Here is a 23499-nt window from a genome sequence, read left to right on the forward strand (position 1 = left end):
AGGCAGCATGCATACCGATGCCAGGATCGCCGTCATCTACTACTCCGCCACCGGCACCGTGCACCGGCTCGCGCAGGCATTTGTCGACGGAGCCGCGGACGCCGGCGCGGAGGTCCGCCTGCGCCGGGTGGCAGAGTTGGCGCCGGAGCACGTCATTGATGCCAAGCCGCAGTGGCGAGCCCACCTCGACGCCACTGGCGACATTCCGGTCGCCACCCTGGACGACCTCCGGTGGGCCAACGGGTACGCCTTCGGCACGCCGACCCGTTTCGGGAACATCTGCTCTCAGCTGCGCCAGTTTCTCGACACCACGACCGGCCCATGGCAGGCGGAGGAACTGGCCGACAAGCCGGCGACCGGTTTCACCGCCAGCTACGAGGAGCACGGCGGCCAGGAGGCGACTCTGCTCAGCCTCTACCAGACCTTCCACCACTGGGGGTCGATCATCCTGCCTACGGGCTACCTGAACTACGACACCGCTCACGTCGCCGGCGGAAACCCGTACGGCGTCAGCCAGGTGGAGAGCCGCGCCAGCCGGGATCCCGAGTACGCCAGAGCTGTCCTCGAGACGGCCTGCTTCCAGGGCGCACGCCTGACCCGGATGGCAGCCGCTCTCGCCGCCGCCCGCGCGGGCAGCAAGCTCGGGTAGGAGCCCGGCGGCAGGAGCAGTACGACACCGGGACGGAATCGTGAGTAGACGCGCGGGTCACGTCGAACATCGGCAGAAGGTGTACGGGGTGTCCGCGCTCAACCCGGTCACGTCATCGGGCACCTTTCGGGCATGCGCCGAAGGCGATCGTGGGGAACTGATGCGGGGCGCCGCTTCCTCGCCTAAGCTGCATCCAATACATCGATACTAATCGATAGCAGGTGTCGGCAGCCGGGGCCGGTCCAGGCAGCCACGGGCCTCGCATTCACCGACTCCGATTGGAGTACCCGATGACCTGGCGTCCAACCATCGCCGCACTCACCGGCCTGTGCCTCGCGCTCACCACCGCACCAGGCCCCGCCGGCGCCGCGCCCCCGGCACCTCGGCGCGCCGCTCATGTGAACGTTCACACCTACCCGCTCGCCGGGCCGCCCGGCGCGCCCCCCGGGGTCTGCCCGGCCGGCACCGGGTACGGCCCGCCGCTGCCGGCCGGCTCCGTGTCCGCGACGAAGATCCAGGGCGGGTTCTCGTTCCTCGAAGGACCGGTCTGGATCGCCGACGGCGGCTACCTGCTGATGTCCGACATGGCCGCGGGCACCGGGCCGTACAACGTGCAGCCCTCCACGATCCGCCGGTTCACCCCGCCTTCGACCTTCGACACCTTCATCGCCGACTCCGGCAGCAACGGCCTGGCACTCAGCCCCGACGCCCAGCAGATCATCGCCGCCACCCACGACCAGCGGAACGTCTCCGCGTACCGGCTGAGCGACCGGACCCGCAGCACCGTCGCCGCCGACTACCAGGGCCGGGCGTTCAACTCACCGAACGACGTCACGGTCCGCTCCGACGGCGTCGTCTACTTCACCGACCCCAACTTCCAGCGCGGCAACCGACCCGACCAGATGAGCGGACGTACCAGTGTCTTCCGCGTCTCCGGCGGCCAGGTTTCACTGGTGGACGACCGGCTGCGGCAACCCAACGGCATCGCGCTCTCGCCGGACGGCGGCACCCTCTACGTGGGTGCCTACTCCGAGAACAAGATCTACAAGTACGTCGTCCAGCCCGACGGCAGCACCGGCGCCCGCAGCGTCTTCGTCAACTACCTCGGCGGTCCCGACGGCGTCACCGTCGACTGCGCCGGCAACGTGTACTGGGCCTCCGGCTCGGACGGGCTGATCCACGTCTACTCGCCCTCAGGCGCGCAGCTCGGCACGATCCGCTCCGGCGGCGCCGGCACCACGAACGTGGCGTTCGGCGGACCCGACCGGCAGACCCTCTACATCACCTCCGGCCGGACGAACGACTCCGGCCTGTACAGCATCCGGCTCAACGTCCCCGGCTACCCGTACTGACCAAGAACCCCGGGAAGGAAAGCACCCGTGCGGACCAATCCTCACCAGCTCCGGCACCGCGTACCGCTCGCCCTGCTGATCTGCGCCGGCACCGTCCTGACCGGCGTACCCGCAAACGCCGCGGCGGCCGCGCCGGCGGCCGGCAGCCGGCCGGCGGCCCGGCTCGCCGCCGACACCAGCCCGCCCACCCGGCCGACCGGCCTGCGCAGCAGCCGGCTGACCTGCCAGTCCGTCACGCTTTCCTGGTACGCGTCCCGGGACAACGTCGGCGTCGCCTTCTACGACATCTACCACGACGGCCAGCTCGTCACCTCGGTCTCGGGACGGACGCTGACCGCCACGCTCAGCGTCGTGCAGGGTGTCACCTGGGGCTGGTACGTCAACGCCCGCGACGCCGCCGGCAACGTCTCGCAGGCCAGCTCCACGCTCTCGGTCACCCCGCCGTTCTGCCAGCAGGACACGACTCCGCCCAGCACGCCGACCAACCTGGCCGCGACGGTGAACGGCACGGCCGTGACCCTCACCTGGTCGGCCTCCACCGACAACGTCGCGGTCACCGGCTACACGATCCTGCGCAACGGTACGGCCGTCGGCTCCACCACCGGCACCGGCGGCAACCCACCGGCGACCACGTTCACCGACACCGGGCTGACGCCCGACACCGACTACCGGTACACGGTGACCGCCCGCGACGCCCAGGGCAATGTCTCGGGGACGAGCGCCGCGGTCACCGCGCACACCGGCACGGGGTGCACGAGCCCGGTGTGCGGCGCCACGGTGGCCACCACCGAGAAGGACCTGCCCTGGGGCCTTGTGCAACTGCCCGACGGCACGGTCCTCTACGGCCGGCGCGACCTGTTCGACATCGTCGCCATGAACCCGGACGGCACCGACAAACGCAGCATCGGCACCGTGCCGAACGTGGCCGGCACCAGCGGCGAGGGCGGCGTGCTCGGGCTGGCCGTCTCGGCCACCTTCACCACCGATCGCTGGCTGTACATCTACCACACCACCACGACCGACAACCGGATCGTGCGCATCCGCTACGACGGCACGCTGCAGACCGGCACCAGGCAGGTGCTCGTCACCGGGATCCCGCGCAACAAGTACCACAACGGCGGCCGGCTGCGCTTCGGCCCCGACGGCAAGCTCTACGCCGCCACCGGCGACGGACAGAACCCCGACGTGGCCCAGGACACCAACAATCTCGGCGGCAAGGTGCTGCGGCTCAACCCCGACGGCACGGTGCCGGCGGACAACCCCTTCGGCAACCACGTGTGGAGCTACGGCCACCGCAACCCGCAGGGCCTCGCCTTCGACTCCCAGGGCCGGCTCTTCGAGCAGGAGTTCGGCAACAACGTCATGGACGAGACCAACATCATCGTCAAGGGCGGCAACTACGGCTGGCCCGCCTGCGAAGGCACCTCCGGCGACTGCGCCAACCCGGACTTCAGGGCCCCGATCCGGACGTACCCGGTGGCCGAGGCCTCGTGCAGCGGCATCGCGATCGTCCGGGACGTGCTCTACATCGCCTGCCTGCGTGGCAACCGGATGTACCGTGCGGAGATCAGCGGCGACACGCTCACCAACGTCCAGCAGTACTTCGTCGGGACGTACTTCCGGCTGCGCACCGTCGAACCGACCCTCGACGGCAACCTGTGGCTGACCACGAGCACCGGCGGGGACAAGGACAGCACCCCGAACAACAGCAACGAGAAGATCCTCAAGGTGACCCTCGGCGGGGCGGCGTCCGGCCCCACGAGCTGAGGGCGAGCCGGGAATCCGGCACCGCCGGCCCCGGAGGGTGCCCGCGTCGCGCGGGCACCCTCCGAGCGGTCCGGGCCAGTACTGCAGCGGACCGCCGCCGGAGTGTCGACGAGGTGGCAAGTCAGGTGACGCCGACGTTCAGGTAGAAGTGGCCGAGCTTGAGCGACAGAGAGGCGCCTCCGAAGTGGTGAATGACCAGGGCCAACAGGATGACGATCAAGATGCAGACGACGAGCCAGATCAGGGACCACACGAACCTCGGGATCCCGTAGCGACCGACGCGAGCCATTAGGCTCGCCCCCTCGGCGGTGGCGCTGCAGCAGGCGCCGCCACGCATGGCCTTGTCGGCTGTCGATAACTGCGCCCGACGCTAGCGGACGTCTCCATACCCCCTCCTTCATCGAGGTGTCCGCGAAACTTCCCTACCGAGGCTCCCGCCAAACTGGGACGGAGCTTGGCGTCCCACGCGTGGGCGAGGTCTCACGCCGAACGGGCGGCGCTACGCCTGAGGGGTCCAAGTCTGATACGGCCAGGTGCCGGCGGCACGGGCCCGATCCACCAGCTCGGGCGCCCGGGTGGTGACCTCGATGGCGAGCTGTCCTGCGTATCCGGCCATCGCTTCCGGGTACGTCCGTAAGGCAACCAGCAGCCGCCCAGCTGCGCTGAGACGTTCGACGGCGATTCGCCAGTCCTGACGGTCGACGGCGAGCGCGGCGGTGAGCAGCAGTGTGTTCGCGTACTCCCAGGCTGCGCGCTGGTCCAGCACGGCCAGCTCATGACGGATCGCGTAGGCATGTTCGGCCAGGGGCGCCGCCGTCGCTGTCTGCCGGCGTTCGAGCAGCGCGGAGGCGAGATTGTGCAGGGCCGTGCCGAGGATTCGGCGCAGCCGTGGGTAGGCCGCCTCCGCGTCCGCGCAGCGGTCGATGACCTCCGACAGCAGCATGATCTGGTCTTCGTGACGTCCGGTGGCTTCCGCGACGACGGCGGCGTCGACCATGTGGGTGACCGCGTCGGCCAACGCCTCCCGCTCGGTGGTGGTCCCGCGTAGCAGGCCCTCGTGCCGCCGGACGGCAACGACCACGGACAGCCAGGCAAGGTCCCAGGCGTCGTCGCAGTGGCCGATCCGGTGCCGGAGCATCGCCCGCTGGTAGAGGGCTGCGGACCAGAGGCGCCGGACGTCCCGCCGGGCCGGGTCCGACGTCGCCCCGTCGTACAGGCTCAACTCGTCGGCAAGCTCGGCGAGGACGCGGTCGGCTTCGATGATCTGATCCGCGTCGGCCAGAGAGATACCTTGATCGAGTCGGGCGGCACAATCGGCGATCACCGACGGGTCAGCGGGCGGGCGGTTGCCGGGTGCACGGCCGGTCACCCGCGACTCCGCCGCCAGCCGAGCCGCGAACCCGCCGGCGGTAACGCCGGATGGTGCGGGCTGGGCCAGCAGATCCAGGTAGGAGCGGCGGACCCGCCATGCGCCCGAGTCGGGCACCACCAGGTTTTCCGGCGCGGCTTGTTGCAGCTGCGCCAGCGACGCCTCGGTCCGTTCTAGTCGCTTCTGGGCTCCGGAACCCTGGAACATCTGTTCCAGTGAGTACTGTTCAGTCAGCGCCACCCGCATCAGGTCCGGCCGCCCCAGAGCGCTGGCGACCCGCGCGAAGATTCCAAGGGCGTCCGCCAGGTCGATCACGGCGGCCGCTTCGCCGGTGTCGCGGGCGAGCCCACGCTGCAGGTCGACCATCTCGGCGGCCAACGGTCCCAGGACGGATGGGTCCGTCTCGAGTCTCAGGGTGACCAGCCCAGTCAGTGCCGCGGTCCGAGCGCGGCGGGCGTCGAGGCCGTCGGCGGGCCGGGGCGCGACCAACCGCCACACCCGTTCGACGACATCGCGCCCGCGATCGACGAGCCCGATGCCGGCCAGGATCTGGCCCGCCTGCACGGTGCGGACCACAGCGTCGGCATGCCAGTCCGGATCGGAGAGCAGATCGCCGGCGAGCGCGATGACCTCCTCGGCCTGTTCCCGCAGATCAGTGACGTCACCGCCATCGGCGAGCCGTTCCTGAGAGAGGTTCAGAGTGGCGCGGCCGAGAGCATGCAGCAGACGCCCGGGATCGCCCAGACCACGGGCAGCGGCAACCGCCCGCTCAACGGCCGCCCGGGTGTCCGGGCCGAGACCGGCCCGCGCGGTGATCTCGTCGGCGGCGCTGAGCAGGCGATCGACCTCGGCAGGTTCGCTCATCACACCTCCAGTGCTGGACGACGAGTTGCCGTGACCAGCTGTGTGCCCGCACTGAGCACCGCGAGCAGCAGTCGACCGATCATGAAACCCGAGGCACCGCCCGCCCCGGCGAGGTACACCCGTGCATCGGCGGCGAGCCAGCACGTCGCGATCCGCTCTCATCCGCCAGTGACGTGACACGCCGTGAGGGCATGTCGCACTTCTACCAGGAGCCAGAGGAAAGAAGAAGAAGGTCGATACGGTCTCGCGGATGCCATGAAGTTCTGCGAAGACACAGATATAACGACATTCGACGCAATCGGCTGCTCGCGGTCGCTGCTGCCGGAGCAGCTGCAACCGACCCCGCCGACGGGGCCTGCCTCGAGCGTCACGCCGGGGCCTGGGCGAGGTCGCGGCCGGCGGTGGCTCGAACGGCCCGGGGCCAGGTCCATGCGGTGCGCAGGATGAAGGCCAGGAGCAGCAGTTCGAGCCCGATGGAGAAGCCGTAGAAGTAGAGGTAGGCCCAGGACTCGCCGTCCGCGTTGTACGCCGTGACGGGGATGTAGAGCGTTGCCACGACGAGGTTGGTGGCGCGGTTGACACGGGCGGGGAGCGTCGTGGAGAGCAGGATCATGAGGATCGGGACGGCCATGAGTGTGAGCGCGAGGGCGACGAAGGTCGGGCCCGTGTCGAACTCGTGCACGGCGCCGGCCAGGATGTCGTCGATGAAGCCGGGCTTGTACAGGGCGAGGTAGTCGACGTAGATGTAGAGGAACATGAAGCTGGCCCAGGCCGCGGCGAGCTTCGCCTGGACCGGGAGGTGCGCTTCCTGGAGCGCACCGGCCCGTCTGTCGGTTCTGGTCATCACGTCTCCTGTCTGCTGGCGTCAGCCGGGTCGGCTCACTCGATGTCTCCACACTGACCAGCGTCGGCGGGCGTCACATCCGCTTGCGGGCTCGGGCTGTCCTGGCCCCGGGCGCGGGAAACTCGCCGTACTTTCGGCTGATCCGCCCGAGGGGCGGCCCCCTTACGTTCTCGGAAAAGGGGGAAGCATGCTTGCTGGGATCTGGGCTGAGCCTCGCCCCACAGGTGCGCCGGTGCGTCTGTGGCGGGACTGGGCGCTGTCCTCGGCTCTTGTCGTGATCTCGGTCGTCGAGATGCTGCTGCGCGACGACAGGGCATGGGCGCCGCTGCTGGTCGGTGTCAGCGTCGTGGTCGCGGCGTGCCTGCTGTATCGACGCACGCGACCGCTGGCCGCGGTAACCGTTGCCTTCGGAGCCGTTCTCCTCTTCGACATCGCGAGGATCGCGGTCATCGACGCCACCGGCCTGCTGGGCATCGCAGGGCTGCTCGTGTTGCCCTACGCCCTGCTGCGCTGGGGAGCAGGTCGCGAGGCTGCCCTCGGACTCGGCATCATCCTCATCTGGCTACCCGTCACCCTCGTCGCGGAGTCGACCTCACCCGCGGAGAAGGTCGCCGGTTACGGCTTCTTCCTGTGCTCTGCCGCGCTCGGAGCGGCAGTGCGCTACCGCACCAGAAGCCACGAGCGCGACGTCGAGCAGGTCCGTCTCCACCAGCGCAACGAACTCGCCCGCGAGCTGCACGACACGGTCGGCCATCACGTCTCGGCCATCGCCGTCCAGGCGCAGGCAGGTCGCGCGCTGGCCGCCGCAGATCCGGAGCGCGCGCTGGCCACCCTGGTCACCATCGAGGAAGAGGCGTCCCGGACGCTCAGGGAGATGCGAGCCCTCGTGGGCGTGCTGCGCGACGGTACGGACGCCGATCTCACCCCTCGGCGAGGCGTGGCGGACATCGAGCGACTCACTCGTCCCGGCGGCGAGGTGCTGGGCGTCCGCGTGCAGGTCTCCGGTGACGCCGAGGCCGTTGAGCCGGCAGTCGGCACCGCCCTCTACCTGATCGCCGCCGAGGCGGTCACCAACGCGACCCGCCACGCCCGCGGCGCCACCGGAGTCACCGTCGACGTCACCGCATCCCGCGACCAGGTGCACCTGCGGGTACGCGATGACGGCGAGGCGACCACGACCAGCTCTTCGCACGCCGGCTACGGGCTGCGCGGCATGGCCGAGCGGGCGAGCCTGCTCGGCGGCACCCTCCGGGCGGGACCTGCCGCGGACGGCGGCTGGAGCGTCGACGCCTCGCTGCCTCGGACAGCGCGCACGTCATGACCATCCGCGTGCTGGTCGCTGACGACCAGGACATCGTCAGGGCAGGGCTCTGCATGATCCTGAACGCCCAACCGGGCATCGCCGTCGTCGGCGACGCCGCCGACGGCCGCCGGGCGATCTCCATGGCCCGTTCGCTGCGTCCCGATGTGTGCCTGCTGGACATCCGCATGCCCGAGGTCGACGGGATCGAAGCCACCCGCCGGCTCGCCGGGGCCGACGTCGCCGATCCTCTGGCCGTCGTCGTCATCACCACCTTCGACCTCGACGAGTACGTCTACGGCGCGCTCAAGGCAGGCGCCCGCGGCTTCCTCCTCAAGGACGCCGGCGCCGAGATGCTCACCCAGGCCGTCCATGCCGCGGCCCGGGGCGACGCCCTGATCGCACCGAACATCACCGCGAGGCTCCTGTCCTCCTTCGCGAACAGCCGCCCGCGCTCGGTGCCACCTGAGCCTGTCGAGCCGCTGACCGCTCGCGAGGAACAGGTCCTGCTTGCTGCCGCTCGCGGGCGGACCAACAGCGAGATCGGCGATGAGCTGTCCATCAGCCTCAGCACCGTCAAGACCCACATCGCCGCCCTGATGCGCAAGCTCAACGCCCGCAACCGCGTCGAGATCGTGATGTGGGCCTACGAGACACGCCGCGTCGGCACCTGACCGACGCCCGCAGGCCGGGTCGCGGAACCAACGCCGACCGCTTCGGTGTGAGCTGTCGGCACCAGTTCGACGGCACCACTCGCCCGGATGCCACGGCCTGCGCCCCGAGCGCAACCGCTTCGTCCGGCTGACCGGCGGCGACGAGAGCAAGTCCGAGGTCGAGGCCGCGCTCCCCCGTCACCGCGCGGATCCAGATCGGCCAGTACCGCCCGCGCCACCTGCGGCAAGTTCGCCGCCAATCAAGGTCACGAGCAGCTCGCAGCTGAGCAGCCGCAGCATTTCGCTGCCGCAGGTCGATGTGAACCGTGGCCCGCAGCACCGCCAACCAACCGCCGGCAACCAACAGCCGACGCTGTTGAGCAACTGTTACCCGTCAGTGCAGCAACCGCACCACATAGGAGAGGTGTCGTCGCGCCAACGGCAACAGATCCGCCGGGGCCATCGTCGGATAGGAGCTGGCGAGGTCGTCGACGCCCTGCTCGATCCGTTCGAGCAGGGCGTTGCTGACATCAGTGGCGGCGACTCTCGCCCGCAACTCGCCTGCCTCGACCGCATGGTCGATCGGCGCATCGACCAGCCGAGCGAGCACTCCCCCGGCGTCAGGGATCCGGTCCAGGTGGCGGGCTGTGTCGACCGTCGGAGCTTCGAGCCCTGCCTCCAACTTGTGGATATGGCTCTTGCTCCGGTGAGCGAGTTGCCCGAGAGACCGAAGCGACAGGCCACGCCGCTCCCGGCTCAAGGGGCCTGGCGAATCAGCCGGCCGCCACCCCGTCGACGGTACCTAGACTCTTCACACGTGGATCTCCCATGCTCCTCACTTCTCGGTGAAGTGGCCTTGGACCTACCCCGGTCGACCTCGGACTCGTCACCGGTTCACCCCACTGACGCAGTGTGACGCGCGGGGCGGGGCGTGGGGTTCGGCCCGGCTGACTTTCCGCCCCGGCGCCGTGGGCAGCCGGGGTGGTCGCTTCATCCGTAATCGCATCGACGGCGACAGGTGCGGGCGGCACCTGCGCCGGGATGAAGACCTCGTCCACCTGGTCGAACTTCCAGCGGAACAGCGCTCGCCCGGCGACCGCGTCGAGTAGTGAAGGGCGGGCCGGCCCACAGCCGGTCCCGATGACCTCAGGCCGGCTCGTCCGGGAACCAGCCGGCCCGGCCGAGGGCACCCGGCAGGCTGGCCTTGCCGAGCCGGTCACCGATCCAGGCCGCCGTCTCGATCACCGCACGCGGGTCGAGGCCGGTCTGGTGGCCGGAGCGGTGCAGGGCGTAGACCAGGTCCTCCGTGGCGACGTTGCCGGTGGCCGCCGGGGCGAAGGGGCAGCCACCGATGCCGCCGACGCTCGCGTCGAGCACGCTCACGCCGGCCTCGACAGCAGCCAGAGCGTTGGCGATTGCGGTGTTGCGGGTGTCATGCAGGTGCAGGCGCAGCGGTACGCCCGGCGCGGCCGCGCCGGCTGCGGCCACCAGGTGCCGCACCTGGGCGGGCACTCCCACACCGATGGTGTCGGCCAGAGCGATCTCGTCCGGCTCGCCCTCAGCGAGCCGGGCGACGAGCTCACCGACCGTCGACGGGGCGACGTCGCCCTCGAAAGGGCAGCCGAACGCCGCAGCGACGGTGACGCTGGCCCGACGGCCGGCGGCGTGGGCGGCTGCGGCAATGTCGGACCAGGCCTGGACCATGGTGTCGACCGAGGCGCCCTGGTTTCGCCGGCTGAACGTCTCGGTGGCGACCACGACGCAGTTCACCTCGTCCACCCCGGCGGCGAGGGCACGGTCGAGCCCGCGTCGGTTGAGCACCAGACCGATGTACGATACGTCGCTGCGGCGCGGCACCTCGGCCATGACGGCTTCCGCGTCGGCCATCTGGGGCACCCGGTCGGCGCGGACGAACGACACCGCCTCGACCCGCCGCGCTCCGGCCTCGACGCAGCGCCGGATCAGCTCGATCTTGCTCGCTGTCGGGAGGACCTCGGACTCGTTCTGCAACCCGTCCCGGGGGGACACTTCCACCACACGCACCATCATCTGTATACAATCTCAGAGCGGCAGGCGGTCGGCAAGGTACCGGTCGCGACATCGCTTCAGACCACGGAGGCACGGGTGACCAATGCCGGGCAGGACGCCTACGAGGCGTTGCGGAGCGCGATCCTGAACGGATCCATCCGCCCGGGGGAGCGGCTGGGCGAGGTGGAGTTGTCCTCGCAGTTCGGGGTGAGTCGGACCCCGATCCGGGAGGCCCTGCGCCGGCTCACCGCCGAGGGCCTGGTCGTCTTCCAGCCCAACCGGGGGGCCCGGGTGGCCGAGTGGTCGCTCAGCGATCTGGAGGACACCTACGAGATCCGGGCCCGGCTGGAGAGCTACGGCGCGGCCCTGGCCGCCCAGCGCATCGACGCCGACTGCCTGCCGAGGCTGAGCCTGCTCTGCGACGAGATGGATCAGCGGGCGCAGCGGATGACCCCGCAGGATCTGGACGACATCGCCGACCTCAACGCCGAACTGCACGGTCTGGTCATCGGCGCTGCCGACAGCCCTCGACTGACCTCCCTGCTCTCGGCGGTGGTGGAGGTCCCGCTCGTGGTTCGGGCGTTCCGCCTCTACACCCCGGAAGCGCTGGCCCGCAGCATGGCCCACCACCGTGACCTGGTGGCAGCCCTCCGCGCCCGCGACGCCGAATGGGCGTCGAGCACGATGCGCGCGCACGTGCTGGCCGCCCGGCGAGTGCTGCTGGACGCCATGTCCGACAACCCGGATCTCTGAGCGCTCGGGGCGCGCCGTTCCGACCGCGATCCAGCCTCCGGGCCCGGTGGCCCGGAGGCTGGACGGGCCTCCGGGCCCGGTCAGCTCCCGGGTGCGCCCGGCTTGATGCAGGCCACCGCGCGGTCGGCGTCGAAGGGGGTCAGGCGCACCTCGTTTTGTACACACCGGTCCTCGCCGACCGGGCACCGACCGTAGAGGACGCAGCCGCTCACCTTCTCCGTCGGGCTCACCGGGTCGCCGACCAGGCGGGCCGGCGGCAGCTCCTGGTCGGGGTCGACGGGCAGCGCTGCGGCCAGCAGAGCGCGCGTGTAGGGGTGCTGCGGGTCGGCGAACACCCGCTCCGACGGGCCGGTCTCCACCACCCGCCCCCGGTACATGACCGCGATCCGGTCACTGACGTAGCGAACGGTGTGGATGTCATGGGAGATGAACAGATACCCCATGCCGAGTTCGGTCTGCAGGTCGGCCAGGAGTTGCAGGATCTGGGCGCGGACCGACAGGTCGAGTGAGGAGGTGGGTTCGTCGAGGACGATCAGGGAGGGCTCGGTGACGATGGCCCGCGCGATGCCGACCCGTTGCTGCTGTCCCCCGCTGAGTTCACCGGGAAATCGGCGGGCCATCTCGGGTGCCAGCCCCACCTGGTCGATGACCCTGGCGACCCGGCTCCGGCGGTCGGCCGCCGGGGTCTTCGGCTGGTGGATGGCGAGTGGCTCGCCGACGATGTCGGCCACCCGCATACGCGGGTTCAGCGACTCGAACGGTTCCTGGAAGATGATCTGCGCCTTGGCGCGCAGCTGGCGCAGTCCGGCTGCGGGCAGCGCGAGCATGTCGGTGCCCTGGAAGTGCACCGAACCCCGGGTCGGCTCGATCAGGCGTAGGGCCAGCCGGCCCAACGTCGACTTGCCCGACCCGCTCTCGCCGATGACGGCCAGTGTCTCGCCGGCGTTCACGGTCAGCGACACGTCGTCGAGGGCGTAGACCGTGGTGGTCCCGCCGACGGAGAACTCCTTGCTGACGTTGGTCAGCTCCAGCAGGCTCACCGAGCGGCCTCCCTCTCCTGCGACAGGTGACACCAGTACGTCCGGCCCGACGCAGAGGTCGTCGGCTCCGGGAACACCTGCCCGCAGGGCTCGAAGGCGTGCGGGCAGCGGGCCTGGAAGGGGCAGCCGGCCGGATAGTCGACGAGATCCGGCAGCCTCCCGGTGAGGTGCACCAACGGATGGCCCGGCCGGGGAACGGCCCGGACCAGCGCCTGCGTGTACGGGTGCTGCGGGCTGGTGAGCACGTCACGGACCGAGCCGTGCTCGATCACCTTGCCGGCATACATCACGACCACCCGGTCGCAGTACTGGGCCACCACGCCGAGGTCGTGGGTGACCAGCAGCATCGAACGGCCGTGCTGCTGGACCAGGCCCCGGATGAGGTCGAGGATCTGCCGTTGCACGGTCAGGTCGAGGCCCGTGGTCGGCTCGTCGGCGATGACGAAGGCCGGGTTGAGCAGCATGGCCATGGCGATGACGACGCGCTGGGCCATCCCGCCGCTGAGCTGGTGGGCGTAACCGTCGAGGACCCGGTCCGGGCCCGCGATGCCGACGTCGGCCAGCGCGTCGCGGGCCCGGTCCCGGGCGATGGCGTCGGAGCGGATGCCGTGCGCAGCGAGGATGTTGGCGAACTGCCGGTGGATGCGCATCACCGGATTCAGCGCGCTGAACGGGTTCTGCGCGATGAAGCCGATCTCGGCGCCGCGCAGCCGGCGCAGTTCGGCCGCACGCAGGCCGAGCAGGTCGACCCCGTTGAATCGGGCGGTGCCCTCGACCACCCGCCCCGGGGGACGGACCAGGCCGAGAATCGACCGGATCGTCACCGACTTGCCGCATCCGCTTTCGCCGACCACACCGACGATCTCGGCCCGGTCGACGTGGAAGTCGACGCCGTTGACCGCGTGTACCAGCCCGTCGGGGGTGTCGAAGCGTGTGGTGAGGCCGCTGACCTCCAGCAGGCGGGGCTCCCGGTCCGCGCCCTGGCCGGTGTTGGTGGGGCGGCTCAGCGCCTGGCGGGGGGCGCTCATCGCTGCCTCGCCCGTCCGAAGGAGTCCTGCAGCTCGTCGCTGATGGCGTTGAAACAGAGCACGGTCAGGAAGATGGCGAGTCCGGGGAAGACCGATACCCACCACTGGCCGGTCGTCATGTTCTGCGCTCCTGTCTGGATCATCGCTCCCCAGCTGGCGTCGGCGGCGTTGATGCCGATGCCGAGGAAGGACAGCGAGGCGATCACCACGATCGAGTGGGCCACCGCCAGCGACGCCTGGGCCAGGATGATGCCGGTCATGTTCGGCAGCACGTGACGGAACATGACCCGCGGCCCGGTCGCGCCGATGGCGTGGGCGGCCTCGACGTAGCGGCTCTCCCGGATGGTCAGCCCTTCGCTGCGGACCAGACGGACGAACCGGGGGACGTTGATGATGGCGATGGCCACCACGACGTTCTCGATGTTGTTGCCCATCAGGGCGACCAGTGCGATGGCCAGGACCAGCAGGGGGAAGGCCTGGAAGACGTCCAGCGCGCGGACCACGCGCTCTCCCCACGGCCCTCGGTGCAGGGCGGCCAGCCCGAGCAGTACGCCGACCACCAGCGAGATCAGCATGCCGGCGAGGGCCAGCGGGATGTCCACTCCGGCCGAGGCCACCAGGCGGCTGAAGACGTCGATGCCGAACTTGTCGGTGCCCATCCAGTGCTCGCCGTCGGGTGCGGCAAGGGTGTCGGGCAGCGGCTCGGCCGGGTCGTAGGGCAGCGGCGCGAGGTAGGCCGCCGCCAGCATGCCGGCGAGGATGCCGCTGGGCACCCACAGGCGCAGGCGGCGACGACCACGGCGGGGCTTGCGACCCTTCGGCGCGGTGACCGTGGTGGGATCGGCGGCCAAGGTTTCAGTCATAGCGCACCCTCGGATCGAGCACCGCGACCAGGATGTCCAGTGCGGTGAAGGCCAACAGGGTTCCCAGACCGGCGGCGAGGATGAAGCCCTGCACGGCCGGCATGTCGAGCTGGAGGATGGAGTCGATCGCCCACTCCCCGAAGCCACCCCACGAGAAGATCGTCTCGATGATCGCCGCACCGCCGAGCAGAGCGGCCAGCAGGATGCCGCCGTAGGTGAGGATCGGGGTGCGGGCCTGACGGAAGGCGTAGGCCAGCACGGTCCGCTCGGGCAGACCGCAGGCCCGGGCGAATTCGACCTGCTTGGACTCCAGGGCGGGCACCAGCGAGGCGTAGGTGCTGCGGGCGAAGTACGCCGAGTAGTAGATGCCCAGGGTCAGCACCGGCAGCATCGAGTGCGCCACCGCCGAACGGAACACCGTCATGTCACCGGCGATCAGCGAGTCGACCAGCAGTGCCCCGGTCACCGCCGGCGGCGGCTCGTCCATCAGACCGAGCCGGCCGACCGGGGCGGGAGCCCACCCGGCGAGATAGAAGCAGAGGTAGATCAACAGGAGGGCGAGGAAGAAGTCGGGGATCGACTGGAAGGTGGTGACCACAAATCGGGAGCCCCGGTCGGCCAGCCTGCCCTTGTGGTACGCGCCCAGGGTGCCCAGGCCCACACCGAGCACCGCGGCCACGATGAGCGAGAGGATCACCAACTCCAGGGTGGCCGGGGCGAAGCGCAGGATCTCCGACAGGATCGGCCGGTCGGTGTAGTACGACGATCCGAGGTCGCCGCGGACCAGGCCGCCGAGGTAGTCGACGAACCGCTCCCACAGTGGCCGGTCCAGACCGAGACGTCGCTCGATCTCGGCCAGTTCCTCCGGGCCGGCGGCCGGCCCGGCGATGACCCCGACCGGGTTGCCCGGCAACGCGTTGACCAGGAGGAAGGCCAGCACGACGACCGAGAGCAGCCCCACGGGCAGGAAGAGCACCCGCCGTCGGGCGTAGCCGAGGACCCGCATCACAAACCTCCCGGTCCGAGCAGCGCCGTGGCTTCGTCCAGAGCCAGCACTTCGGCGTACTTGGCACCGAGGTCGAACAGGGCGGCCTGGTGCGGTCGCGGGTCGCGGTCCAGGCATGCCTCGGCGACGACGAGGGGGACGAAGCCGTGCTGCAGGGCGTCCACCGCACTGGCCCGGACACAGCCGCTGGTCGACGCGCCGCCGATGACGAGGGCGTCCACCCCCAGGACACGCAGGGTGCTGGCCAGGCTGGTGCCGAAGAAGGCGCTGGCGTACTGCTTGGTCACCACCGTCTCGCCGGGCGCCGGGGCCAGGCTCGGCGGGGCGTCGGCGAACGCGCTGCCGTGTTCGAAGACCCGCAGGGCGGGCACCTTGCGGGCGAAGAGGCCACCGTCTGCCCCGCCCGGGCTCAGTTCCACCCGGGTGTGGATCACCGGCACGCCGTGGCGGCGCGCGGTGTCGAGCAGTGCGGCGCAGGCCCGCAGGGCCGGTGGGTCGGTGTCGCCGGCGTAGAGCGGTGAGGCCGGGTCGAGGTAGGCCCGGACGAGGTCGACCAGGAGCAGTGCTCGACGTGATCCGCGACCCAGGTCCCCGCCGAAGCCGGCCCTGCGGTAGTCGCCCTGGAGGTCATCCACCGTGTCCACCCCTAGATGACGCCGCTGGTTCGCAGCGCGTCGATCTCGGCGGACTCCAACCCGACGATGTCGGTGAGCACCTCGTCGGTGTGTTCCCCGAGCCGCGGCCCGGCCCACTTGATCCGCCCCGGGGTCGCCGACAGTCTCGGTACGACGTTCTGCATGGGGAACTCGCCGAACTCGGGGTGGGCGACCCGGACGATGGCTTCCCGGGCGGCGAAGTGCTCGTCCTCCAGCATCTCCGGGGCGCGGTAGACCCGGCCGACCGGGACGTCGTGCTTGACCATCGTGGCCATCAGGTGCTCGGTGTCGTGCTGCGCCGACCAGGTCGCGATGATGGCGTCCAGTTCGACCTGGTGGCGGCCCCGGGCGGAGTGCGTGGCGAAGCGCTCGTCGGTGCCGAGTTCGGCCATGTCCATGGCTGCGGCCAGCCGCCGGAAGACGGTGTCCTGGTTGGCCGCGATGAGCACCAGCCCGTCGTCGCGTGTGGGATAGACGTTGGAGGGGGCGATGTTGGGCAGGATGGCACCGGTGCGTTCGCGCACGTGACCGGCCAGGGCGTACTCCGGCAGCAGCGACTCCATCATCGCCAGCACCGCCTCGTAGATCGCCGAGTCGACCATCTGGCCCCGGCCGGTGCGGTCGCGGACCCGCAGCGCGAGCAGGGCCCCCAGGGCGGCGAAGGTGCCGGCCAGGGAGTCGCCGAGGCTGATGCCGACCCGGCTGGGCGGCGTCTGCGGGTCGCCGACGACGTAGCGCAGGCCACCCATGGCCTCGCCGACGGAGCCGTAGCCGGGGCGGGCGGAGTAGGGACCGTTCTGACCGAAGCCGGAGACCTGGACCATGACCAGCCCGGGATTGGTTTCGGACATCTGCTCGTAGCCCAGGCCCCAGCGCTGCATGGTGCCGGGCCGGAAGTTCTCCACCACCACGTCGCACTGGGCGATCAGCCGCTGGGCCACCGATTGGCCCTCGGGGGTGCGCAGGTCCACGGTGATGGACTTCTTGTTGCGCGCCACGATCGGCCACCACAGCGACTTGCCGTACGGCTTCTCCCGGCCCCACTCGCGCATCGGGTCGCCCTGGCGCGGGGGTTCGCACTTGATGACCTCGGCGCCGAAGTCGGCCAGGAGTTGGCTGCAGAACGGCCCCGCGAGCAGGGAGCCGAACTCGACCACGCGTACGCCGTGCAGCGGTCCCTCATGGTGCAGATCGCTAGACATGAACACCTCTCATAGCAGCCACTCAGTGGTCGTTGTATACAACAGGGAGTCGGGACTCGCTGTCAACAGCAGTTTGGGCCGATCAGCCGCGCGCCACCGCGCTCACATTCCCACGTTCCTGCATACAGAAGCGGCCCGGACGGCCCCGACGCCTGTCACGCCCGTGCGCCCAGCCGACGGCCGAGCAGCCGCCCGAACGCCAGCGCCGGCGTCACCGCCATCCCCCCGCAGAACGCCGCGCCACTGGTGGCCCCCATGCCGATGGCCTCACCGACGGCGTGCAGCCCGGGCACTATTGCGCCACCGGGCCGCCGGACCCGCAATTCGGTGTCCACGTCCAGTCCGCCGAAGCTGCACAGCAGCGCGGCCACCGAGCGAAGCGCGTAGTAGGGCGGCCGGACCAGGGGATGCGCGGGAGCCCGGCGGCCCAGCGGGTCCACCCCTTGCCGCACCGCGAGGTTGTAGGACCGCACGGTGTCGACCAGCCCTTGCGCGTCGATGCCCGCCCGGCGGGCCAGGCCAGGAAGGTCGTCGGCGACCCAGGCCACGTCCCCCCGCTGCGCCTCGACCCGGAACCGCTCGTGCCCCCAGGCCGGTACCAGAGGCGGCCCCGCCGCCAGGGCTTCGGAGTCGCAGACGATCCAGAACTCGCCCCCCGGCTGCTCCTGCACGGCCCGCTCGTGTCCGGTGACGTCGTCGAGGTCCTCGGCGACGAACCGTTGCCCGGCCGCGTTGACCCAGATCTCCCGGGGCGGGCGCTCGACCGGTGCGAGGTGCGCCAACTCCGACCAGAAGTCCACCCGCCCCGGCTGGGAGCGGCGTTCGAGCAGGCCGAGCCGGGGCGTGTGCAGATCAGCGAAGCGGACCTCGGCCCCCAGGGGCCTGGCCATCTCGATCGCGGCGCCGGTGGAGGTCGGCACCGCGTTGGTCACCAGCCGAGGGCCGCCCGGGGTCAGCGCGCGGAACAGCTCCGGGTTGGCGCCGTACCCGCCGCAGGCCAGCACCGTGACCCCGGCGCGGACCTCGCGGGGGCCCTCGGGGGTGTCCAGGAGCGCGCCGGTGACCGTGCCTGCGGCGCTGGTCAGCCGGGTGGCCCGCGAGCGCAGCCGCAGGGCGACCCGGCCCGCGGCCACCTGCTTGTCCAGCAGTGGACGCAGCGTCTCTCGGATCGACCGACCATGCCCGATCCCCCAGTAGGTCCGCGGCCGGGAGTACGGGGAGTGCCCGTGGTAGACCACAGGTGTGCCCGGGGCGAACGGGAAACCATGCTCGTCGAGCCAGTCCACGACGCCGGCCGCCTCGTCGACCGCCAGCCGGATCAGCGCCGGGTCGCCGCGGTGATGACCGATGCGCAGTACGTCGGCGTAGTGCCGGTCCGGGTCGTCGTCGATACCCGCCTGGCGCTGCCGACGGGTGCCCGCGGCGCTCATGTGCCCGGCCGAGACGCTCAGCGTGCCACCGATGTCGGTGCCCCCGTCGACCAGCTCGACGCGGAGCCCGGCCCGCGCCGCCTCGATCGCGCAGGGCAGGCCGGCGGTGCCGGCCCCGATCACCAGCAGGTCGACCTCGCCGCTCATCGCGCGCTTGCCCGGTCGGATACCAGCCGGCCCGTGGTGACGAAGGACGACAGCACCGCGGCGAACTCCTCGGGCACCCGCCAGGGCAACTGGCCGGTGGTGTCGGTCAGCCGCACGGCGACGGCGTCCGGACGGATTGCCTGCGCCAACGCGTCGCCGTCGGCCAACATGTCCCGGGCGGCGGTCAGCAGCAGCACCGGGCAGGGCAGGGCGCGCAGCGGCTCGGTCGGGTCGTAGGCGAACGCGGCCCGGTACGCCCAGTTGTACCGTTCGAAGACCGAGGCGATGTTGGCCACCGCGAGGTTCACCAACTCCGGAGGCCCCTCCCAGATGTCGAGGTAGCGGGCCCAGAGATCCTGCAGGTGCCGGCCGGCCGGGTCGATCGGCTTGTCCGGCGCCCAGGAGGCGCCGAGGCGCTCCCGCTCGGCCTGGTCCAGCACCAGCCCCGACAGGATGGCGTGAGTGACCCGGTCCGGCCCGGCGAGTTGGGCGACCGCCAGGGCCAGCGAGGCTCCGGTGTGCTGTCCGGCGACGGCGAACTCGGTGATACCGAGGGCGTCGACGGCGTCGAGCAGCAGGCGGGCGTAGCCGGGGATCTCCAGTGGGTCGCGGGGCGGGTCGGACAGCCCGTACCCGGGGGTGTCGAAGGCGAAGGCGCGCAGTGTGCGGCCGAGGGCGGGCAGGGCCGGGGCGAAGACGTTCGATGCCTGCGGCGACTCGTGGAACAGCACCAGGGCAGGCCCGCCGGTGCCGGCGGTGCGGTAGTGGATCTGCCCGCCGGGCGGGCCGACGTATCCGCGCATGTCACTTTCCTCGGGCTCGGGGGGCGGTGGGTTCGGGTGGTGGCTCGTACGGCCCGGCGGCGGGCGGACGCCGTTTCGGGGCGGTCGAGCGCGCGGCGCGCCGGGTGGGGCTCCCGCCGGCCTTTTCGGCCGATCGGCGGGCGGGCACGGCGGGCGGCGCCGCGGCGGGTCCGGGCTCCAACTCGGCCCCGCCCGCGGCGGACGGTGGAGCGGTGGCCGGTGGCTTCGGCGCCCCGCCTGTCCGGGGCTCACGCAGCAGGTCCGTCGGCACGGCCGGTCGACCGATCACGGTCGTCACGACAGTCCCGCCGATCGCAGCCACGGCCTGCCGGGCGCTCTCCACCGCAGACGTGACCGAGGCCATGTCGCCGACGAGGGAGACCGTGACAATTCCATCGCCGATGCGTTGCACGCCGATCAGCCGTACCTCGGCCGCCTTGCCCATCACGTCGACGGCGACGATCGAGGCGGTCAGCCCTTGTGTCTCGACCATGCCGAGCGCACCCGCATCCCACAGATCCACGTCAGTCCTTCACGTAGTTGAGCCACGCCTCGGTCTCCAGCCGGTCGACGATCGCGACGATGCTGGAGTCCACGGGCGCCTGACCGGGTTGCCGCAGCGCCAGCCGCGCGGCGCCACCCGTGGCGACCAGGACGACCTCTCCCCTGCCGGCGCCGACGGTGTCGACGGCGACGTAGGGCTCTCCGGCGGGCGCATCGCCCAGCGGCGCGACGACGAGCAGCTTGGCCCCGGTCAGCGCCTCCGACTTGACGGTGCTGACCACCGAGCCGATCACGCGGGCGACACGCATGCCGACACCACCTCGTTTCTCTAGCGTCGGTGCGACCAGGGCTTCGTCTCGAACGCTCGACGGACCGCGTCGCGCGCCGCCTCCACCTCCGAGTGCAGTCCGGAGATCCACAACCTGCCGAACTGGCCCACGCCCCGGACGTCGATGATCTTCACACTGGCGGACTTCTCCACCTCGTTGCCGACAGCGGAGATGTAGGCGGCGGGCTGACACTCGACCACCAGCATCGACTCGCCGGCCACCAGCAGGGAGCCCTTGCGGGAACGGTTGACCAGCTGCGCCTGGTAGGCGTCGATGTTGGAGACGACCTTCGCCGAAACCAGCTCCGCCGGCTGCGCGTCGGCCTCGGTGATCCCGAGCAGGTCCAGGATGGTCTGACCGGCTTGGCGCACCGCGTCCTGCGACATCGAGTGCAACTCGGTCATGCCGTACTGCCGCTCGACGACCTGAGAGCCGGGGCGCACCCCGGTGGCCTTGACGGCGGCGTCGACCAGGGCGTACACGTCGCTGCCCGGGGAGATCTCCAGGTAGAGCTCGGACATCCCCTCGACCACCGGGTCACCCGACATCACACTGCCGAGCAGGGCGGCCATCTGCGGTTGGAGTCGGTCGACGAACGCGAAGGTACGCAACTCGACATCGTTGTGGGCCATGTCAGCGCCGGCCCACGAGCAGCGCGAGGGTGCCGCTGCTGCGCCGCTCACCGCTCTGCAGCACCCGGCCGGTGGGGGTGGAGACCTCCTCGACGCACTCCCGCTTGCAGGACAGTTCGGTGCAGTCGCCGGTGAACCCGGCGTCCCGGGCGGCCTGGACCAGGTCCATGTCCCGCATCGGGCCCCAGAACGGCTCGTTGTTGTTCCAGGTGTCCCAGTCGATGAGGAACTGCACCAGCGGGTCCAACCCGGCGTAGCCCGGGAAATCCGCGTGGATCATCATCCCGCCCGGGGCGAGCAGCCGGTGGCATTCCCGCAGGACGGCGCGGACCGCCTCCGGCGGCATCTCGTGCAGCAGGATGTGCGAGACGACCAGGTCGAAGTGCCCCGACGGGAAGCCCGTGTCCTCGCCGTTGCGCTGCGCGAAGTGCACCTTGCGGCCCAGGGACTCCGCCCGGCCGTGGGCGTAGCGCAACAGAGCGGCACCGACGTCGATGCCGTGCACCTCCGCCTCGGGATAGGCGTCGACGTAGGGCAGCGTGGAGTTGCCGACTCCGCAGCCGATCTCCAGGATCCGCCTGGGGCGGAAGTCCTTGTGCACGGTCTTGAGGTAGTTGTTCACCACCGACTGGCCGTAGTCGTCGTTGAGCTCGCCCATCTGGCCCATGGCGTAGACGTAGACGCCGCGGTCGTAGAGCGCCCCGGCGGTGACGTCGCCGGGGACGTACTCGCCCCGGTAGCCGCCGGGCATGGCGTGGATGTCGATGCCCCAGAAATACCAGGGCAGGACGAAGTCGGGATCCAGCTCCAGCGAGCCGAGGGTACGGCCGGTCCGTTCCGCCCTGGCCCGCAGGTCGTCCAGTTGCCGGCCGATGCTGTCGGCCACCACGTTCCAGAGCAGGTCCTGGCTCGCCCGCCGCACCGAACTCCAGAGCTGGTAGTACGGCTCGGGCTCCATCGCCCGGCGGACCGTCTCCCGGTCCCGGGGCGGGACGCCCATCTCCTGCTGGTACCTGGGCAGGACGCGGTGCGCGTACAGCTCCCGTACCCCCGGGGTCACCTCGGTGGAGATGTGCGACTTCAGGGCCCGGACGAACGTCTCCCGGGCCAGTTCGTCGTGGTTCTCCGTCGGCAACAGGCCGTGTCGCTGCTGCTGTTTCACTTGTCCTCCCCCACCTGTGCGAAGGCCCGCCGGATGACCTCCCGGTAGGACTCCGGGGTCTCCTCCCGCACGATCTCCTCACGCCACTCGTAGAAGACCCGCAGCACCCGGGCGACGAACGCCGCCGCCTCGGCGTCCCTGGTCTCGGCGTCCTCGGCGGAGAGCGTGAAGCCGTCCACCGCGCCCCCCTCCACAACCCGCCGGTCGGCCAGCAGTTGTTCCAGGGTCATCACCCGCTCACGCAGCACCCACACCTCCGAGGTGAGGGTCACCATCGTCGAGACCAGGGCCTCCATACCCGGCTCAGCGAAGAACTGAGGGCGGGCGCCCTTGGCCTTCTTGGGCAGCAACTGTCCGGGCAGCGGTTGGGCCTGCTCGGGGCTGCCCACCCCGGGCCCGCCGTAGGCGCCGAGCGCCCGCAGCGTCTCGGTGGCGACAGTGGAGGCGTCCGCGTCGGGGTTGGCCGACACGACCGCGGCGGCGATGGTACGGATGGTCCGCTCCGCCTCCTCCGCGGCCTCGCAGCCACACGAGCAGCCGTCGGCGTCGTCGCAGCCGCCCTGGGGCTCGCCCCCGCCGGGGCCGGCCCCGGCGGGGGCGGCCGGCGCCGGTGCCGCCGACCCGCGCCGGACGTCGATGCCCAGCCCTTGGGCGATGTCCTGGGCGTGCGGGGAGATCAGGTCGCCCGGGCCCAGCAGGACTTCGCGCGGTCCGTCCGACCGGGCGATGTCTTCGATATCGACTGCAGTCCACACCCGACTCATGTCTCAGCTCCTTCGATGAGCACGCGGGCTCCGGTCAGGACTTCGTTCCGCCTCGACTCGAACCGGTCGGCAGGATCGCCTCGACCTCGTTGTGCGGGCGCGGGATGACGTGCACCGAGACGACCTCACCGAGCCGGGAGGCGCTGGCCGCACCGGCGTCGGTGGCGGCCTTGACCGCGCCGACGTCGCCACGGACGACGACGGTGACCAGGCCACCGCCGATGTACTCGGTGCCCACCAGGACGACCGTGGCGGCCTTGACCATGGCGTCGGCGGCCTCGACCGCCGCGACCAGGCCCCGGGTCTCGATCATGCCCAGCGCGGACATCTGCAGGTCAGCCATGACAGTTCTCC

24 protein-coding genes and 1 pseudogene are annotated in these 23499 nt (G+C 70.8%); 6 read left to right on the plus strand and 19 right to left on the minus strand.

Features of this window, described 5'->3' with window-relative positions; all coding sequences use genetic code 11:
* The first annotated feature begins 7 nt into the window (after positions 1–7).
* The 3 genes from wrbA to BAW75_RS21915 all read left to right on the plus strand — a co-directional run bounded on the left by wrbA (position 8) and on the right by BAW75_RS21915 (position 3768).
* Positions 8–649 carry an NAD(P)H:quinone oxidoreductase gene (wrbA, locus tag BAW75_RS21905; protein ID WP_104114746.1) on the plus strand — a complete coding sequence of 214 codons (642 nt, stop codon included), beginning with the start codon at positions 8–10 and terminating at the stop codon, positions 647–649.
* 290 nt (positions 650–939) lie between these two features.
* On the plus strand, positions 940–2001 hold the full coding sequence (locus BAW75_RS21910) for an SMP-30/gluconolactonase/LRE family protein (protein ID WP_104114776.1): 1062 nt from the start codon (positions 940–942) through the stop codon (positions 1999–2001).
* Between the two features lie 27 nt (positions 2002–2028).
* A complete protein-coding gene (locus BAW75_RS21915; RefSeq protein ID WP_104114747.1) occupies positions 2029–3768 on the plus strand; it encodes a PQQ-dependent sugar dehydrogenase in 1740 nt (579 codons plus the stop codon).
* Between the two features lie 121 nt (positions 3769–3889).
* Here BAW75_RS21915 and BAW75_RS33245 read toward each other — a convergent pair whose 3' ends face one another.
* The 3 genes from BAW75_RS33245 to BAW75_RS21930 all read right to left on the minus strand — a co-directional run bounded on the left by BAW75_RS33245 (position 3890) and on the right by BAW75_RS21930 (position 6845).
* The gene (locus tag BAW75_RS33245) at positions 3890–4021 is read right to left on the minus strand and encodes a hypothetical protein (RefSeq protein ID WP_274477849.1); all 132 of its coding nucleotides are present in this window, start codon (positions 4019–4021) and stop codon (positions 3890–3892) included.
* A gap of 246 nt (positions 4022–4267) precedes the next feature.
* Positions 4268–6001 carry a hypothetical protein gene (locus BAW75_RS21925; RefSeq protein WP_146074883.1) on the minus strand — a complete coding sequence of 578 codons (1734 nt, stop codon included), beginning with the start codon at positions 5999–6001 and terminating at the stop codon, positions 4268–4270.
* Positions 6002–6368: 367 nt separating this feature from the next.
* The gene (locus BAW75_RS21930) at positions 6369–6845 is read right to left on the minus strand and encodes a DUF6326 family protein (protein ID WP_104114750.1); all 477 of its coding nucleotides are present in this window, start codon (positions 6843–6845) and stop codon (positions 6369–6371) included.
* A 232-nt stretch (positions 6846–7077) separates the two neighbouring features.
* On the opposite strand from BAW75_RS21930, the gene BAW75_RS21935 reads away from it, so the two are divergent.
* Positions 7078–8166, plus strand: coding sequence for a sensor histidine kinase (locus tag BAW75_RS21935; protein WP_244206215.1), 1089 nt, complete (start codon positions 7078–7080; stop codon positions 8164–8166).
* Complete coding sequence (locus BAW75_RS21940; protein WP_043325390.1) at positions 8163–8819, plus strand: response regulator; 657 nt, start codon at positions 8163–8165, stop codon at positions 8817–8819. The genes BAW75_RS21935 and BAW75_RS21940 overlap by 4 nt, the downstream gene beginning before the upstream one ends.
* On the opposite strand, the pseudogene BAW75_RS21945 reads toward BAW75_RS21940, so the two are convergent.
* Positions 8755–9558, minus strand: a pseudogene (locus BAW75_RS21945) (helix-turn-helix domain-containing protein). The gene BAW75_RS21940 and the pseudogene BAW75_RS21945 overlap by 65 nt on opposite strands.
* 386 nt (positions 9559–9944) lie before the next feature.
* On the minus strand, positions 9945–10847 hold the full coding sequence (locus BAW75_RS21950; RefSeq protein WP_043325392.1) for a hydroxymethylglutaryl-CoA lyase: 903 nt from the start codon (positions 10845–10847) through the stop codon (positions 9945–9947).
* Between the two features lie 75 nt (positions 10848–10922).
* Here BAW75_RS21950 and BAW75_RS21955 point away from each other — a divergent pair, with 75 nt between their 5' ends.
* On the plus strand, positions 10923–11579 hold the full coding sequence (locus BAW75_RS21955; protein WP_043325395.1) for a GntR family transcriptional regulator: 657 nt from the start codon (positions 10923–10925) through the stop codon (positions 11577–11579).
* 80 nt (positions 11580–11659) lie between these two features.
* Here the strand turns inward: BAW75_RS21955 and BAW75_RS21960 are convergent, their stop codons facing one another.
* The 14 genes from BAW75_RS21960 to eutM form a co-directional block, all read right to left on the minus strand.
* On the minus strand, positions 11660–12619 hold the full coding sequence (locus BAW75_RS21960; RefSeq protein ID WP_043325397.1) for an ABC transporter ATP-binding protein: 960 nt from the start codon (positions 12617–12619) through the stop codon (positions 11660–11662).
* A complete protein-coding gene (locus BAW75_RS21965; protein WP_104114752.1) occupies positions 12616–13647 on the minus strand; it encodes an ABC transporter ATP-binding protein in 1032 nt (343 codons plus the stop codon). Before BAW75_RS21965 ends, BAW75_RS21960 begins: the two co-directional genes overlap by 4 nt.
* Positions 13644–14510 carry an ABC transporter permease gene (locus BAW75_RS21970; RefSeq protein ID WP_073827217.1) on the minus strand — a complete coding sequence of 289 codons (867 nt, stop codon included), beginning with the start codon at positions 14508–14510 and terminating at the stop codon, positions 13644–13646. The genes BAW75_RS21965 and BAW75_RS21970 overlap by 4 nt, the downstream gene beginning before the upstream one ends.
* Positions 14503–15516 carry an ABC transporter permease gene (locus BAW75_RS21975; RefSeq protein WP_043325400.1) on the minus strand — a complete coding sequence of 338 codons (1014 nt, stop codon included), beginning with the start codon at positions 15514–15516 and terminating at the stop codon, positions 14503–14505. Before BAW75_RS21975 ends, BAW75_RS21970 begins: the two co-directional genes overlap by 8 nt.
* On the minus strand, positions 15516–16151 hold the full coding sequence (locus tag BAW75_RS21980; RefSeq protein WP_043330441.1) for an isochorismatase family protein: 636 nt from the start codon (positions 16149–16151) through the stop codon (positions 15516–15518). The genes BAW75_RS21975 and BAW75_RS21980 overlap by 1 nt, the downstream gene beginning before the upstream one ends.
* 11 nt (positions 16152–16162) lie before the next feature.
* On the minus strand, positions 16163–17374 hold the full coding sequence (locus BAW75_RS21985; protein ID WP_043330443.1) for a CaiB/BaiF CoA transferase family protein: 1212 nt from the start codon (positions 17372–17374) through the stop codon (positions 16163–16165).
* A gap of 155 nt (positions 17375–17529) precedes the next feature.
* A complete protein-coding gene (locus BAW75_RS21990) occupies positions 17530–18951 on the minus strand; it encodes an FAD-dependent oxidoreductase (protein WP_043325401.1) in 1422 nt (473 codons plus the stop codon).
* Entirely contained in the window at positions 18948–19754 is an 807-nt protein-coding gene (locus BAW75_RS21995) for an alpha/beta fold hydrolase (protein ID WP_051611133.1), read from the minus strand. The genes BAW75_RS21990 and BAW75_RS21995 overlap by 4 nt, the downstream gene beginning before the upstream one ends.
* Position 19755: 1 nt before the next feature.
* Entirely contained in the window at positions 19756–20277 is a 522-nt protein-coding gene (locus BAW75_RS33035) for a BMC domain-containing protein (RefSeq protein WP_244206217.1), read from the minus strand.
* Position 20278: 1 nt separating this feature from the next.
* The gene (locus BAW75_RS22005; RefSeq protein WP_043325403.1) at positions 20279–20566 is read right to left on the minus strand and encodes a EutN/CcmL family microcompartment protein; all 288 of its coding nucleotides are present in this window, start codon (positions 20564–20566) and stop codon (positions 20279–20281) included.
* 20 nt (positions 20567–20586) lie between these two features.
* Positions 20587–21219: a hypothetical protein gene (locus tag BAW75_RS22010; protein WP_043325405.1), complete on the minus strand. Its 633-nt coding sequence runs from the start codon at positions 21217–21219 to the stop codon at positions 20587–20589.
* A 1-nt stretch (position 21220) separates the two neighbouring features.
* Positions 21221–22381 carry a class I SAM-dependent methyltransferase gene (locus BAW75_RS22015; protein ID WP_051611136.1) on the minus strand — a complete coding sequence of 387 codons (1161 nt, stop codon included), beginning with the start codon at positions 22379–22381 and terminating at the stop codon, positions 21221–21223.
* Positions 22378–23145 carry a hypothetical protein gene (locus BAW75_RS22020; RefSeq protein WP_051611138.1) on the minus strand — a complete coding sequence of 256 codons (768 nt, stop codon included), beginning with the start codon at positions 23143–23145 and terminating at the stop codon, positions 22378–22380. Before BAW75_RS22020 ends, BAW75_RS22015 begins: the two co-directional genes overlap by 4 nt.
* Before the next feature lie 34 nt (positions 23146–23179).
* The gene (gene eutM / locus BAW75_RS22025) at positions 23180–23479 is read right to left on the minus strand and encodes an ethanolamine utilization microcompartment protein EutM (RefSeq protein ID WP_104114777.1); all 300 of its coding nucleotides are present in this window, start codon (positions 23477–23479) and stop codon (positions 23180–23182) included.
* Between the last annotated feature and the right edge of the window lie 20 nt (positions 23480–23499).

Source organism: Micromonospora chalcea (assembly GCF_002926165.1).
Lineage (GTDB): Bacteria > Actinomycetota > Actinomycetes > Mycobacteriales > Micromonosporaceae > Micromonospora > Micromonospora chalcea.